14 protein-coding genes and 1 tRNA gene are annotated in these 14,397 nt (G+C 55.3%); all 15 read left to right on the top strand.

Going from position 1 to position 14,397, the window contains the following annotated elements:
• Position 1 precedes the first annotated feature (1 nt).
• Positions 2-262, top strand: coding sequence for a hypothetical protein (locus BEQ56_00490; GenBank protein ID AOH42095.1), 261 nt, complete (start codon positions 2-4; stop codon positions 260-262).
• A 55-nt stretch (positions 263-317) separates the two neighbouring features.
• On the top strand, positions 318-935 hold the full coding sequence (locus BEQ56_00485) for a hypothetical protein (GenBank protein AOH42094.1): 618 nt from the start codon (positions 318-320) through the stop codon (positions 933-935).
• A 14-nt stretch (positions 936-949) separates the two neighbouring features.
• Positions 950-1,597, top strand: coding sequence for a uridine kinase (locus BEQ56_00480; GenBank protein AOH42093.1), 648 nt, complete (start codon positions 950-952; stop codon positions 1,595-1,597).
• Positions 1,598-1,645: 48 nt separating this feature from the next.
• Positions 1,646-1,720, top strand: a tRNA-Val gene (locus BEQ56_00475).
• Positions 1,721-1,989: 269 nt separating this feature from the next.
• Positions 1,990-2,493 (top strand): hypothetical protein, encoded by a 504-nt coding sequence (locus BEQ56_00470; GenBank protein AOH42092.1) that lies wholly within the window; start codon positions 1,990-1,992, stop codon positions 2,491-2,493.
• 89 nt (positions 2,494-2,582) lie between these two features.
• The gene (locus BEQ56_00465) at positions 2,583-3,707 is read left to right on the top strand and encodes a hypothetical protein (protein ID AOH42091.1); all 1,125 of its coding nucleotides are present in this window, start codon (positions 2,583-2,585) and stop codon (positions 3,705-3,707) included.
• Positions 3,708-3,796: 89 nt separating this feature from the next.
• Positions 3,797-4,741, top strand: coding sequence for a LacI family transcriptional regulator (locus tag BEQ56_00460; protein ID AOH42090.1), 945 nt, complete (start codon positions 3,797-3,799; stop codon positions 4,739-4,741).
• A 62-nt stretch (positions 4,742-4,803) separates the two neighbouring features.
• On the top strand, positions 4,804-6,303 hold the full coding sequence (locus tag BEQ56_00455; protein AOH42089.1) for a D-xylose ABC transporter ATP-binding protein: 1,500 nt from the start codon (positions 4,804-4,806) through the stop codon (positions 6,301-6,303).
• Positions 6,293-7,306, top strand: coding sequence for a sugar ABC transporter (locus tag BEQ56_00450; GenBank protein ID AOH44327.1), 1,014 nt, complete (start codon positions 6,293-6,295; stop codon positions 7,304-7,306). The genes BEQ56_00455 and BEQ56_00450 overlap by 11 nt, the downstream gene beginning before the upstream one ends.
• A 92-nt stretch (positions 7,307-7,398) precedes the next feature.
• Complete coding sequence (locus tag BEQ56_00445; protein AOH42088.1) at positions 7,399-8,685, top strand: UDP-N-acetylglucosamine 1-carboxyvinyltransferase; 1,287 nt, start codon at positions 7,399-7,401, stop codon at positions 8,683-8,685.
• A gap of 254 nt (positions 8,686-8,939) precedes the next feature.
• Positions 8,940-9,701, top strand: a complete 762-nt coding sequence (locus BEQ56_00440; protein ID AOH42087.1) for a nitrogenase iron protein — start codon at positions 8,940-8,942, stop codon at positions 9,699-9,701.
• On the top strand, positions 9,691-10,980 hold the full coding sequence (locus BEQ56_00435; protein ID AOH42086.1) for a hypothetical protein: 1,290 nt from the start codon (positions 9,691-9,693) through the stop codon (positions 10,978-10,980). Before BEQ56_00440 ends, BEQ56_00435 begins: the two co-directional genes overlap by 11 nt.
• Entirely contained in the window at positions 10,977-12,203 is a 1,227-nt protein-coding gene (locus BEQ56_00430; GenBank protein AOH42085.1) for a hypothetical protein, read from the top strand. Before BEQ56_00435 ends, BEQ56_00430 begins: the two co-directional genes overlap by 4 nt.
• Before the next feature lie 51 nt (positions 12,204-12,254).
• Positions 12,255-13,361 carry a hypothetical protein gene (locus BEQ56_00425; protein AOH42084.1) on the top strand — a complete coding sequence of 369 codons (1,107 nt, stop codon included), beginning with the start codon at positions 12,255-12,257 and terminating at the stop codon, positions 13,359-13,361.
• Positions 13,362-13,369: 8 nt separating this feature from the next.
• Positions 13,370-14,395 carry an iron ABC transporter permease gene (locus BEQ56_00420; protein ID AOH42083.1) on the top strand — a complete coding sequence of 342 codons (1,026 nt, stop codon included), beginning with the start codon at positions 13,370-13,372 and terminating at the stop codon, positions 14,393-14,395.
• Positions 14,396-14,397: the final 2 nt, after the last annotated feature.

Here is a 14,397-nt window from a genome sequence, read left to right as displayed (position 1 = left end):
CATGCCGCAGCGCGAGCGGCGGAACGCTCCAGACCGTTCTTCCGGCGAGGAGGAGCGAAGCGCGCGCCGATTAACCGGTTCGCAGCTTGCCGGGATTGTCCTGATCGCGGCCGTTTTATTTAATTTACAAAACGTCGTGATCCCGCCGGGCGGCAGGGAGGACTGGATGATGCTGGCTGTGCTGGCGGGAATGCTGACTGCCGGTGCAATCCTGCTGGGGCTTCCGGCAATTTTAAAGCGGAATCGTCCGCGGGAAAAGTAGAAGCGCCGCGGATATCCGCGGGGACTTGGATAATTCTTTCAGGAAGAGGAGAAAAATGATTCGATTACGTCAGAATTTAATGGAAATGGACACCGTTGTTTTCGATTTGGGGAATGTCTTATTAAAGTATGATCCGCGCCGTTATTTGGAGCTGCTGAAGATCGATCCCGCGCTTCACGATCGGATCGAGACGGCGCTTTTCAGCAACCCGATCTGGCACGAAATCGACCGGGGCACGATGACCGACGAGGAGCTCGCCGACGCCGCGTCCGCGCTCGATCCCGAAATTGACAATGAAATTCATTATTACGTGCGCAATTGGGCGGATTATTTCTACCTGATTCCCGAGAACGTTGATACGATGTACCGGATTAAGGAAACCGGGACCGGGGTTTACGTTCTTTCCAATTTCTCTGAGCGGACTTTTGCAAAGGTGGAGGCGGCTTATCCCTTCCTTCAGCATTTCGACGGCCGGATCATCTCGTATCGGGAAAAGCTGATCAAGCCGGATCATGCGATTTACCGCCTGCTGCTCGATCGGTTCGGGTTGGACCCCGCCCGGTCGGTTTTCCTTGACGACCTGGAAGCGAATATTCAGAGCGCTCTTGAGGTCGGCATGAACGGTATCTGGCATAAGGCCGGCGAGCTGATCGCGCCGTACTTCGTTTTATAAGAACCGCGGCGGCGATGGGCGAGCTGAGCGAACGGTCGGAATCTATCCCGATGATTATCGGAATCGCGGGCGGAACCGGGTCGGGGAAGTCGACGTTTTCGCGCGAGCTGATCCTCCGGATCGGGACGGGGCGGATTTTGCACCTGTCGCACGATTCCTATTACCGCGATTTGAGCGCGATCCCGCTTGAGGAGCGGGTCAGGATCAATTTTGATCATCCGGATTCGCTCGAAACTGACCTGCTTATTCAGCATCTTAAAGATCTCCGCGCGCTGAAGCCGATCGACGTTCCGCTGTATGATTTTAAATCCTATACCCGGACCGGCGAGGTCGAGCGTTTCGAGCCGCAGCCGGTCGTTCTCGTCGAGGGGATCCTGATTTTCGCGATCCCGGAGCTCCGCGATCAGTTTGATATTAAGCTGTTTGTCGATACGGACGCTGATTTGCGTTTCATGCGCCGGCTGAAACGGGATATCCGCGAGCGCGGACGGACGATGGAATCGGTGTACGAACAGTATCTGGATCGGGTGCGCCCGATGCACGAGGCGTTCGTGGAGCCGTCGAAACGGTACGCGGACCTGATTATTCCGCGCGGCGGCCGGAACATGGTCGCGCTCGATCTGGTCACGGCGGATATCCGGAACCGGCTGCGGTTTTCGTGAGGAACGCTTGCCGATTCGGCGGAAGATTGCTATAATACATAGACGTTTGGGCGCATAGCTCAGTTGGTTAGAGCGCTTGTATCACACACAAGAGGTCCGGGGGTTCGAGTCCCTCTGCGCCCACAGTTTTCCCACTTTTTTTATTTCCGCGCCACGGGGGGCGTAAGCTTCGGGAAGAGTGCTTAAAGTAAGGGTGTATTTAAGACATTCATCACTTTGTGTCCCATTCTGACTCATTTAGAATAGCAGGTAAGTTGCTAGCCGGAGGCAGCTTCTTATATAAAAAGCGAGAGATTTTTACCCGTGGGCTAGCGTAACAGCGCTGGCTCTTTTTTATCGGGGGGTGAAGATTCCGCTGATGTTCTAAAAGGAGGTTTTCAGTGAGAAAATGCATGGTTGCCCTGGCGGTCCTGATGATCCTGGTCAGCAGCGTCGCCGCTTCAGCCGAAAGCTTTGAAAAGGAGTATGTGCCGGAGGCGGGCGAAGGATGGCTGATTTGCACGATTCATCATGAGCGGCAGGAATTCAAATACAAGGATTCGGTTAAAAGCATGACAGGCGTTTTGCATCATTTTGTATCTGAGCGATATACCCTGAGCTTTTCGTTGGATAAAAAAATAAAAGCCGGCGAACCGATGAAGCTGAACGCTATTAACCTGATTGAAATCATCAGCTCTGAACCTTCGACAGCCGGTTATTATGCATCGAAGAAATCCCGCGGGACGGACGTCGAAAGCGAAGTTCTTTTAATGGATCCGGCTCAGCCTGAAATTCTTCAGGGAACGTTCAGCGTTGTTGTCCCGAAAGGGGACAGGTGGGTCGGCGATCTAAGACCGGGGATTTTAGACGCAATCGAGCTTGAAGATGGGGAATTCTGTTTTTATCCTGCCCTGTGACGGAACGAACCGGATCCATATGAAATAAATAAGCGGCGGGCGTCCGGCTGCTTCATGGAGATGCAAGTTGATTTAAAAAGGAGAAAAGAATGAAAAGGAAATTCTGGCTGGTCTGTATTGGTTTACTTTTATTAATTTGTGGTAACGTTTTCGCAGACGGAAAAATATCGGAAAATTTTGATATTGTGACGACAGCGGAAGAGAATAAAGTCATTTTCGACACGGATATGGGCTACATGGGCGATGATTCGATCGCAATGTTCGCCTTGCTTCAAGCGGATAAGGCCGGGTATATCGAATTGCTGGGGATTACGGCGGTCGGTGGAAATTCGCTTCTTGCGCCTGGGACCGCGGCAATTTTAAATCAGCTCGAAAGGCTGGGACGGACGGATATCCCCGTTTATATGGGGACGGATATTCCGTTAAAAGGTTTCCGGAATCTGGAGGCGGACGCTCAGGTTTACGGGCAATTTGGATGGACCGGCGGTTACAGGCAGCTGGAGCATTACACGACGGATTATAAGAACCTTGGACCTCTTGAAAATGAGGAATGGGGCTTACCGGAAACGTCGGCGGAAGAAATGCACGCCGCTGATTTTATGATCGAGCAGGTTCATAAGTATCCGGGGCAGGTTACGATTTTCGCGGTCGGGGCCTGTACGAACGTGGCGATCGCGGTCATGAAGGATCCGACGTTCGCGGAAAACGCCGCCGGAATCGTTTACATGGGGGGCGCAATCGACGTTCCCGGAAATACGACGCCAACCGCTGAATTCAACTGGTGGTATGATCCGGACGCCGCCGCCGTTGCGTTGAGAGCGAACTGGAATTATCAGTTAGTCGTGCCGCATGACGTCGCGCCTAAGGTGCTGATGGCCAAGGATGTGTATGATCTGTACGCTGAAAAGAATCATTCCGCGGTTACGGAATTGTTGGTTGAGAAGTATGGTCCGCGCTACGAAGAGAACCCAACGAGTACCAGTTATTGCTGGGACCCGATTACGGTAGGCGTATTTTTATGCCCTGATTTGATTAAAACCAGCGAAATCAGGGATATTGCCATAGAAACATCGCCGGGTTATACTTATGGAAAGGCGGTTACGTGGGATCTGGGGAAGGGCCCCTACAATTCTTCCGAAGCGACGATTGTACTGGATGTGGATCGGGACGGCTTCTGGACATTCATGTCGGATCTTTTCGGGGAAAACTTTTAAGCGTGTAAGCAGCTCTTAAATAAGCGTATGAGCTGTTCAGTAAACGTATTCAATTTATATCAGGGCGTATCGCCTCAAAGGAGAAAAACATGAAGCAATTTCGTCGTATATTATCTATCGTATTAGTTGCCGCGCTTTTACTTGGATCGGTCGGCGCGGTCGCCGCTCAGGACAAGAAGCCGGTTGTCGGTGTTGTTTTGAAGTCGCTCGCGAATGAGTTTTTCAAGACGCTTCAGGAAGGCGCTGAAAAGTGGGCCGAGGAAGACGGACGTTATGAGCTGAATATCAAGGGGATGAATTCCGAAACGGATATCGATACTCAGCTGACGATTATGGATACTTTTATTTCGTTAGGCGTTGATATGATCGTTCTTGCCCCGGCGGATTCTTCCGCTTTAGTTCCGTCCGTCGTCAAAGCGCAGGAGGCCGGAATCCCTGTCGTCAATTTTGACGTTCGTTTGGATCAGGACCGGCTGAAGGCCGCGGGCCTGGAGGATTTCATGTTTGTTGGCCCGGATAACGAAGAGGGCGCTTATCTTGCCGGGATGGCTCTGGCCGAAAAACTGGGCGAAGGCGGGAAGGTCTTTATTATCGAAGGCAACCCCGGCGCCGATAACGCGATTGCCCGGAAGGCCGGATTTGATAAAGCTGTAGAGGAAGGGAAGCTTGAGCTTCTCGTCTCGAATACAGCTCACTGGGAAACCGAAGAAGCGAATACGCTGGTCGCTAATCTGCTTACGGCGCATCCGGAAGTCCAGGGTATCATGTGCGCGAATGACTCGATGGTCCTCGGGGCGCAGAAAGCCGTTGAAGCCGCCGGACGCGACGATATCCTGCTGGTTGGCTTCGATAATATTGCCGCGGTCCAGGACTTGATTAAGGAAGGCAAGGTCCTTGCGACGGTGGATCAGTTCGGCGCCGAGATGGTTCAGATGGCGATTGAAGTTGGTCAGCGCGTGATCGACGGCGAGCTTGAACCGGTTGGCTGGGAAAAGACGCCGGTCAAATTAATTACGATCGACGACTTGAAATAATCCGAATCAGGCAGGGAGACCGAACCGTTTGGCTCGGTCTCCTTCCTTTTCTGAGGCTTTTTATGAATGCTGATCCTATATTAAGGTTGGAACATGTCACAAAAGCCTTCCCGGGAGTGGTTGCGCTGCGCGACGTCAGTCTGACGATTCAGCGCGGCGAAGTTCATATTCTTGTCGGGCAGAATGGGGCGGGGAAATCCAGTCTGGTTAAGCTGCTGACGGGGATTTACTTTCCGGATGGCGGAGAGATGTTCTTCGAGGAAGCGCCCTACGCGCCACGATCGACTTTTGACGCGTTCCAAAGAGGAATCCGTGTTGTTCATCAGGAATTTAACCTGCTGCCGTACCTGTCGATCGCGGAAAATATTTTTCTTGAGAAGCTGCCCGCGAACCATGGTTTCGTCGATTACGGGAAATTATATAAGGAAGCTGAAGCGGCGCTTGCGCAGGTTGGCTTTAAGATCGACCCGAGGACGAAAGTGGAGATGCTCGGCGTGGCGCAGATGCAATTAGTCGAAATCGCGAAGGCGGTTTTTCATAAGAGTAAGGTTTTGATTATGGACGAACCGACCGCGACGCTGACTTCAAAGGAAATCCGGACACTTTTTGATATTATCAAGGCGCTGAAAAGGCAGGGCGTCACGGTTATTTACATATCGCATCGGCTCCAGGAGATTTACGAGATCGGCGATAGCGTGACCGTTCTTCGGAACGGAGAATATGTTACGACGCAGCCTTTGGCTTCTTTAACTATCAACGATCTGGTAAAGCTGATGGTTGGACGCGATATCGGCGTCGAGTATCCGTTCGATTCGAGCGTGACGCCGAAGGATGAGGTCCTGCGCGTTGAAAACCTGATGATCCAGGGGGGGAAGCACTCCGTTTCTTTTTCGGTCCGCGCGGGCGAAATATTGGGGATTTCCGGACTGGTCGGATCGGGGCGGACCGAAACGGTTCGGGCGATTTTTGGCGCGGATAAAATCGCTTCGGGCCAGCTTTATCTCCATGGACGTCCGATTCAAATCGGGTCGCCGAAAGACGCGGTTCGGTATGGACTGAGCCTGTTGACCGAGGATCGGAAAAGTCAGGGCGTGATTCTGAACATGAATATTGCCGTCAATATCACGCTTGCGGACCTGGCGAAGGTATCGAAGAAAGGCTTTCTTCTTCAGCAGGAGGAGCGGGACGCCGCGGTTCGGCTGGTCGAAGAAACCGGGACAAAAACCCCCTCGATCGATCAGGTTGTCCGCAATCTTTCAGGCGGCAATCAGCAGAAAGTCGTTCTTGGAAAATGGCTTTTCCGCGATGCGGAGGTTTTGATTTTTGACGAGCCGACGCGGGGAATCGACGTTGGCGCGAGATATGAGATCTACCTGCTGCTTTGGAAATTGGCGCGAATGGGGAAAGCGATAATCGTCGTTTCTTCGGATCTTGACGAGCTTATCGGCGTTTCGCATCGTATTCTCGTTTTTTCGAACGGTAAAATTACCGGCGAATTGACTCGCGATGACTTCGATCAGGAAAAAATATTGTCCTACGCATACGAAGAATATATCCGCTGACGGTAGAAAGAGCTTAGCGATGATTAAATCTAAAAAATTTATTAATTTCATCCTTCAGGAAGGCGGGATCGGACTTGTATTGGTTATTCTGATTGCCGTCTTCAGTCTTGTCGCGCCGCGTTTCGCGACGGTCACGAATTTCTCGAATATCATGCAGCAGATCAGTATTAATACCGCCATATCCGTCGGGATGACGTACGTGATCCTTCTTGGCGGGATCGATCTTTCGGTCGGTTCTTCGTTAGCGCTGGCGACGATTCTGGCCGGGAAAGCGATGATCCATGGCGCGCTTCCGATATGGGCGGCGATCGGGCTTGCGTGCCTGGCTGGCGTCGGTATCAGCATGCTCTGCGGATTGTTTAACGGATTCGTTTCGGTCCGCTGGAAAATTCATTCGTTTATCGTTACGCTCGGTATGCTGAATATTGCGCGCGGAGCCGCTCTTCAGATCAGCGGAAGCCGGACGATTTTTGACTTCCCCGCCTGCTTTAATCGCTTCGGGACGATGACTTTTTTTAACGTTATCCCGTCGATTTTCATTATCGCTTTCGTTCTGATGCTGGTGGGTCATGTTATCCTGCGGTATACCGTTTTTGGCCGCATGATATACGCGATCGGGAATAATGAAGAAGCGGTCCGTCTTTCAGGCCACAACACGGGCGCCTATAAAATTCTGGCTTTTGTCTTCTGCGGTTTTACGGTCGGGGTTGCCGCGATTATGTATATGCTGCGGCTGAATATCGCCAGCCCGATTCTTGGGGTTGGGTTCGAATTGAACGCGATCGCCGCGACGGTGATCGGGGGAACGAGCATGAGCGGTGGGAAAGGGTCGATGATTGGGACGTTTCTCGGCGCGTGTATTATCGGCGTCCTGAATAACGGGCTCCTGATTGTGGGGCTGGACGATAACGCACGGCAGATTGTGACCGGTTTTATTATCGTTTTTGCCGTCGTCCTCGATACCTATCGTGCGAAATTAGCGATGACGCAGAAAGAGGTGTAGATAATTCTTCCCTCACGGTTCACAGCCGGCGTCGGTTCCTGCGTTCACGGTATAATAGGCGTAGTTGACTACTGACGAAGGAAGTGGATCGAATGACGGATTCTTTTTTGGTTGAAGGAGGCGTTCCTCTCCGAGGCGAAGTCACGCCCTCCGGAAATAAAAACGCAGCGCTTCCGCTGATTTGCGCGACACTGCTGACGGCCGAGCCAGTCTATTTACGCAACGTTCCCGAAATTAACGACGTCATCGCCATGCGCAAGCTGCTGGCCAGCCTGGGCGCGGAGATGGAAAAAGTGTCGCCGGGCTGCTGGAAATTTCAGGCGCGGAACGTCGATATCAAAGAGTTGGATCCTGATTTATGCCGTCAGGGGCGGGCTTCGATCCTTTTAGCCGGGCCGCTGGTCGGTCGTTTCGGCTCGCTCGTCCTGCCGCCTCCCGGCGGGGACGTGATCGGCCGCCGCCGCGTCGATACGCACCTGTTAGCGATGCGCGGGCTCGGCGTTAACGCCTACTACGATGGCAGCTATCATTTCGAAGTCCAAAAGCGGCTGACTGGCGCGAATATCCTGCTCGACGAAGCGAGCGTTACCGGAACTGAAAACGCGATCATGGCCTGTGTCCTGGCGCAGGGGACGACGGTTTTGCGTAACGCTGCTTCCGAGCCGCATGTTCAGGAGCTTTGCGAGCTGCTGAATCGGATGGGCGCAAAAATCAGCAATATCGGCTCTAACGTTCTGACGATCGAGGGGGTCGACGAGCTGCATGGCGCGGAGTTTACGATCGGGCCGGATTATCTCGAGGTCGGTTCGTATATCGGCGCCGCCGTCGTGACCCGGGGCGAAATCCTGATCCGGAACGCGGGGAACCGGTATCTGGACATGGTTCGGTCGGTTTACGGACGTCTCGGCGTAAGCTGGGAGACGATCGGGAACGATATTCTCGTTTCGGAGAATCAGCGCCTGATCGTCGAACCGGATCTGGGCGGCGCGATTCCGGAGATCAGCGTGATGCCCTGGCCCGCGTTCCCGTCCGACCTGATGAGTATTGCGATTGTGATCGCTACTCAGGTCCATGGGACGGTCCTGTTCCATGATTGGATGTACCCGAGCCGGATGTATTTTACCGATAAGCTGGTCGCGATGGGCGCGCAGGTCGTCCTCTGCGACCCGCATCGCTGTATCGTTCAGGGACCGACGCGGCTCTATCCGGAGAAGCTTGAATCGCCCGATATTCGGGCGGGGATGGCGCTCCTCCTGGCGACGTTGGCCGCGCCCGGGAAGTCGACGATCCGGAATATCCGTCAGATCGAACGCGGATACGAAGGCGTTGAAGAAAAGATGCGCGCGCTCGGCGCGAGAATCACGCGGCGATCCGAATAATCCAGCCCGGGAAGGCCTTCCGAAGCGCAGCTCCCCGATCGAAAACCGGTCGGGGATTTTTTTCAGGGGGATCGTTCCGTTCCAAACCTTTGTTCAAATTTTATTTTAGTATATGTCTTGAAAAAGCGGAATATGGCTTTTGATCTGTTTTAAGATTTGGCCTTGACAAACAAATCTCTCGTTGATAAACTCATCCCCGAGTTAGAAACAGCTAATTAAAGCTGGCTAACCGAAATAAGGCTTAGGGCGGATGAATGCGATCGATTGCAATTTATGGTAAAGGCGGCATCGGGAAATCGACCTGCAGCGCGAACCTGTCGGTTTCCTGGCGGCGGATGGGGCTGCGCGTGCTTCAGGTTGGATGCGACCCTAAGGCGGATTCCTGTTCGGGCTTGATGCGCGGGGTGAAAATCGATACTGTTCTGGACCTGATGCAGCTGTCCGATCGGCGGATTCAGCTTTCGGACCTGGTTCACGAGAGCCCGAGCGGCGTTTTCTGCGTAGAAGCCGGCGGTCCGACGCCGGGGATCGGATGCGCCGGGCGCGGAATTATCAGCGCGTTTGAGAAATTGGAAGAATTGAACTATAAAGACGAGCTGAAGCCGGATATCGTTTTGTATGACGTTTTGGGAGATGTCGTCTGCGGCGGGTTCGCCATGCCGATTCGAAACGGATACGCCAGGGACGTCTATATCGTAACCTCGGGTGAAAAGATGGCGCTGTACGCCGCGGCGAATATCGGAACCGCGGTTGAGCAGTTCAAACGCCGCTCCTACGCCCGGTTGGGCGGAATAATCCTGAACCGGCGAAACGTCGCCGGCGAAGAAGCGCGGGTTCAGGAATTAGCTGAGGAATTCGGCGTTTCCGTGATCGCGAGTATCGAGCGCTCCGGAACCGTCCAGGAGGCGGAGGCGATGAATATGACCGTCGTCGAGGCTTTTCCGTCGTCGCCCATCGCGGGAGCCTATCTGACGTTGGCTGAAAGAATCGTGAAACAGGCAACAGATGCGGAATGAACTGGCTGTGACGGCGATGCCGGCTTGCCTGACGTACATGACGCCGGCGCGCGGCGGATGGAGCGTTGTCCGGCGTGCGTTGCTGCTGCCCGAGTCTTACCTGTTTTTTATCGGGATGCCCGCCTGCATGCGTCATATTATCCTGTCGTCGATCGAGTTAGGCGTGGAGGACCGGCTGAGCTTTATCGCGTTGAACGATGCGAACCTGGCGACGGGAGCCTACGAGTCCACGGTCATTGAAGAAATCTCGGCCGCAATTCCGCAGCTGCCGGTTCAGGCGAAGGTTATCCGCATGTTCTTTACCTGCATGGATGACCTGCTGGGAACGGATCATGCCGCGATGATCGATGCGTTATCCGCTCGTTTTCCGGACCTGATTTTCGCGGTCAGCCATATGAACCCGATTCGAGCCGATTCGCCGCTTCCTCCGCCGGTCGCGATTCTGAGCGACCTGTTTTCGCTGCTTCGCGTTCCGGCGGCCCGTCCGCTTCCGGATGACTCGGGGACGATTCGCGGGCGGGTCAACTTTATCGCGAATAATATCGCGATCCCGAGGGCGAACCTGATTTGCCGATGGCTTTCCGCGGCTGGTTTCACGGTTCAGCATATCAGCGATTTCGAGACGTTTGAAGGCTTCCAGTCGATGGCGCGCGCGGCGTTGAACGTCGTCGTCCAGCCGTTGGGTATCCGCGCTGCGGAGGAGATGCGTTCGCGGTTGGGGATTCCGTTTGTGTACTGCCCTTATTCGTATCTTGACTCGGAAATCGAAGCGAATTTTTCGGCGATCGCGGCGGCGCTGAAAATCGATCCGCCGGATTTCCGCCCGCTTCGCGCCGAGGTTGAAGCCGAGGCGCGGCGGTCTGCGGAGGCGCTCGACGGTTATTCGATCGTTATCGATTATGCCGCGACGTATCGGCCATTCTCGATGGCCCTGTTTCTAACGGGGCGCGGGCTCCCGGTCCGTCAGGTTTACGCTTCCGAATGGCTGAAAACCGAGGATCAGAGCCGCGAACGATTGATCTCGGCGAATCCCGGAATCGAAATTCTCGACCCGTCGGCTCCCGCCCGCGTTAAGGAACGGGAAACGGTTCTGAACGCCGTTGCGGTCGGATTTGAGGCCGCTTATCTGACCGGCGCGGCGCATGTCGTTCCATACTGCGCCGATGAGTTCGGCTATGGCTACGACGCCATGCTGCAGCTGCTGCGCGACTTGCGTCATGCCGCGGAAGAAACGATCGATCTGGAACGCGCGGTTAAGGAGAGCGGGTATACCGTATGAGAAAATCCTGGACGCGGTTTTTACCGCCGATCTCGCCGGATTATTCGGGCGCGTGCTCCTGTTTATATGAGCTGGATCCGTTGATTATTATTCATGACGCGGCGGGCTGTACCGGAAATTACACGGGCTATGACGAGCCGCGCTGGTACGATCGTCCCGCTCCGGTCTTCTGCTCCAATTTGCGTGAGCTGGACGCCGTTCTGGGGCGGGACGACCGGCTGATCCGTGGAATTGAAGACTGCCTGGACGCGATCCGTCCGAAAGTCATCCTGATCTGCGGGAGTCCGGTTCCTGCGGTGATCGGTACGGATTTTGAGGGGATCGCGACGGAGGTTGAATCGCTGACGAAAATCCCGACGATCGGGCTGGCGACGAACGGTGCGCACCTGTATAACCAGGGGTACGCGCGCTGTCTTGAGGCGCTGGTCAGGCGCTTCCTGCGGACCGGACCGAAAACGGAGCCGGACGGGAACCGTGGCGCGACGGTCAGCCTGTTCGGGCTTTCCGCGATCGATGGGATGGACCGGTCGTATGTGGATTGGATTCGGCGCGGGCTGAATCAGGCAGGCGTTGAATCGATCTGTTCCGTGACGATCGGGTGCGGACTGTCGGAGCTGGAGCGGCTGCGGCGGACGGACTGGATCTGGGTTTTCTCCGAAGCCGGCGAGGGGGCGGCGGAGCTGGTCCGCCGATATGATCCGTCTGTGCGCGTGCTGCGCGGATTGCCGCTGACGGATGCGAGCCGGGACCGGATGATCCGGCGATTGCTGGCGGACGGCGGAGCTGACGAGAGCCAGGCGCCGGAGAAGGCGCGCGAAACGGGAGCGGCGGAAACCGGACGGAAGGCGCTGATTGTCGCCGAACCGTATTTAGCCGCGAGTATCGCCGATCTCTTGAACGAAGCCGCGGACGGATGGACGGTGGACACGGTCGTTCTTCAGGAAGACCTGGGCTTCAGTTCGCACGGGCGCGTGGATCATGTCGAATCGGAGGAGGCTCTCCGGGCGCGTTTCGCGGCGTCGGACGCGGCGTTCATTATCGCGGACCCGCTGCTGAAACGGTTCAGCAGCCCGGACGCGGAGTTTATCGCATGGCCGCAGTTTTCATTATCCTCGCATCTCTACGGCGCGGACGAGCGGTCGGTCCGCGATCAGGCAGGGCAATTCCTCGAGGAACTTCGGCGGATGTTTTCGTCCGGTCGAATTCCCGGGTTATCTGATTAAACTTACCGGATCGGAATTGCGTTCCGGAAGAAAAAGAGAGGTTTTTAAGCTATGAAGAGATTATTCTCATGGATGGTTGTGGCGATGATGATCGCCGTTTTAGCGGCCGGATGTTCCGCCGGGAACGCCGATGCGCAGGAAAGCGAAACGCGGACGATTGTTGATCACGCGGGCAATACGGTCGTTCTTCCGGCGAAGCTCGATCGAATCGTGATCGGGAGCCTGACGCCGTTGGCGGCGGTTTACCCGATGTTCACCGGGTCGATCGACGGGCTAGTCGGGATCCACGAAGATTCGCGTTACAGTATCGAGCGTTCGATTATGAACAAAATTTTCCCCGGCATGGCGGATATTTCGTCGTCGTTCTCAACGTCCGGGACCGACGATATCAACGTTGAAGAGCTGCTGAAGCTGGATCCGCAGGTTTATTTTTACAACGCCGACGTTAAAGAAAATTACGAAGTATTGAAGAACGCGGGGATACCGGCGGTCGGGTTCAGCACGACGCTTTTCGAGGATTACAGCACGATCGATACGTTCAACGCCTGGGTCGATCTCCTGGCCGAGGTTCTCGATAAGGAGGATCAGGCTCCCGGAATTAAGGAATACGGCGAAAAGGCGTTGGAGACGGTTCGGAGCCGCGTGGGCGACTTGAAAGACGATGAGAAGCCGAACGCGCTGATCCTCGTGAATTACAACGAAAACGTCCTGGTCGCTGGCGGGACGAGCTTTGCGAACTACTGGATTACGACGGCAGGCGGGAAGAATCTCGGTTACGAGGTCGGCGCGTTTGTCGGCCCGGTTAACATGGAGCAGGTTTACGAATGGAATCCGGAGGTCTTATACCTCAACAACTTCAGCGCTTACACGGTCGACCAGATTTTGAACAGTCAGGCGAAGGAAGGGGACGACTGGTCCGGGATTACCGCGGTTCAGAACGGGCGCGTTTATAAGATTCCGCGCGGGACGTATACGTGGTTCCCGCCGTCGAGCGACGCGCCGCTGAACCTGCTGTTCATGGCGAAGACGATGCATCCGGACCTGTTCGAGGATATCGACATGGAAGAGGAGATTCGTAATTACTATCAGAATCTCTTTCATTATGAGCTGACGGACGAGGATATTCATGAAATTCTGAATCCGACTGCCGGCATGTAAGGTCAATAATGCCGGCGGGAACGACGATCCAGGGCAGGAGCCGCAGGGCGCGGAATTTGTTCCTGATCTTCCTGCCGTTGGTTCTGGCAATCTTTTGTTGGGGTTTGGGGCGGCTACAGATCAGCGTAGCCGCTATTTTTAACTTTTTTATTGCCGGTATTCGGGATGGGCAATGGGACCAGCGGATGTTCAGCGTTCTGATCAGCCTGCGGCTGCCGCGGATTATTCTGGCGCTGGCCTGCGGGGCGGCGCTGTCGGTCTCCGGCGCCTGTTTCCAGAGCGTTTTTTCGAATCCGCTCGCCTCGCCCGATACGCTGGCGGTGGCGGCGGGGGCGGGTTTCGGCGCGGCGTTGGCGCTGTACATGCGGCAGAATATGATCGTCGTGCAGCTGTCGGCCATGGCTTTCGGGTTTATCGCGGTCAGCCTGACGTACTTTGTGAGCCGGATCCGCGGACGGGTGACGACGATCATGATCGTCCTGTCGGGAATGGTCGTTGCGGCGCTTTTTCAGGCGGGAATCTCGCTGATCATGACGGTCGCCGAGACGGAGGCCATGCTTCCCGCGATTACGTTCTGGCTGATGGGGAGCCTGGCGTCGGCGCGGTATGGGACGCTCGTTTACGGCCTGCCGCTGATCGTCGCCGGCATGGCGATTATTTTCGCGCTGCGCTGGCGGCTGAACGTTATGGCGCTGAGCGACGACGAGGCGCAGACGCTGGGGGTCAACGTCCAGCGCATGCGGCTGGTTTTTTCGCTGGCGGCGACGATGATGGTCGCGGCGGCGGTCTCGATGGCGGGGCAGATCGGCTGGGTAGGGCTGGTCATTCCGCATATCTGCCGGATGTGCTTCGGGAGCGATCATCGCGACGTTATTCCGGCGAGTATCAGCTTCGGCGGGAGTTTCCTTCTCCTGATCGACAGCTTCGCCCGCAGCGCGTACGCGGCGGAAATTCCGCTGTCGATCCTGACGGCGGCGTTGGGCGCTCCGCTGTTTATCTTCCTGCTCCATTCGTCGAAAGGAGAAGGGCTGTGAGC

This window comes from Anaerolineaceae bacterium oral taxon 439 (assembly GCA_001717545.1).
GTDB lineage: Bacteria > Chloroflexota > Anaerolineae > Anaerolineales > Anaerolineaceae > Flexilinea.
The sequence above is the reverse complement of the archived record's forward strand: the minus strand, read 5'-3'. Positions and strand labels throughout refer to the sequence as shown.

Bases quoted from the DNA above. Each gene is read 5' to 3' on its own strand.
- BEQ56_00490 (AOH42095.1), top strand. From the start codon at position 2: ATGCCGCAGCGCGAGCGGCGGAACGCTCCAGACCGTTCTTCCGGCGAG.
- BEQ56_00485 (AOH42094.1), top strand. From the start codon at position 318: ATGATTCGATTACGTCAGAATTTAATGGAAATGGACACCGTTGTTTTC.
- BEQ56_00480 (AOH42093.1), top strand. From the start codon at position 950: ATGGGCGAGCTGAGCGAACGGTCGGAATCTATCCCGATGATTATCGGA.
- BEQ56_00470 (AOH42092.1), top strand. From the start codon at position 1,990: ATGGTTGCCCTGGCGGTCCTGATGATCCTGGTCAGCAGCGTCGCCGCT.
- BEQ56_00465 (AOH42091.1), top strand. From the start codon at position 2,583: ATGAAAAGGAAATTCTGGCTGGTCTGTATTGGTTTACTTTTATTAATT.
- BEQ56_00460 (AOH42090.1), top strand. From the start codon at position 3,797: ATGAAGCAATTTCGTCGTATATTATCTATCGTATTAGTTGCCGCGCTT.
- BEQ56_00455 (AOH42089.1), top strand. From the start codon at position 4,804: ATGAATGCTGATCCTATATTAAGGTTGGAACATGTCACAAAAGCCTTC.
- BEQ56_00445 (AOH42088.1), top strand. From the start codon at position 7,399: ATGACGGATTCTTTTTTGGTTGAAGGAGGCGTTCCTCTCCGAGGCGAA.
- BEQ56_00440 (AOH42087.1), top strand. From the start codon at position 8,940: ATGCGATCGATTGCAATTTATGGTAAAGGCGGCATCGGGAAATCGACC.
- BEQ56_00435 (AOH42086.1), top strand. From the start codon at position 9,691: ATGCGGAATGAACTGGCTGTGACGGCGATGCCGGCTTGCCTGACGTAC.
- BEQ56_00430 (AOH42085.1), top strand. From the start codon at position 10,977: ATGAGAAAATCCTGGACGCGGTTTTTACCGCCGATCTCGCCGGATTAT.
- BEQ56_00425 (AOH42084.1), top strand. From the start codon at position 12,255: ATGAAGAGATTATTCTCATGGATGGTTGTGGCGATGATGATCGCCGTT.
- BEQ56_00420 (AOH42083.1), top strand. From the start codon at position 13,370: ATGCCGGCGGGAACGACGATCCAGGGCAGGAGCCGCAGGGCGCGGAAT.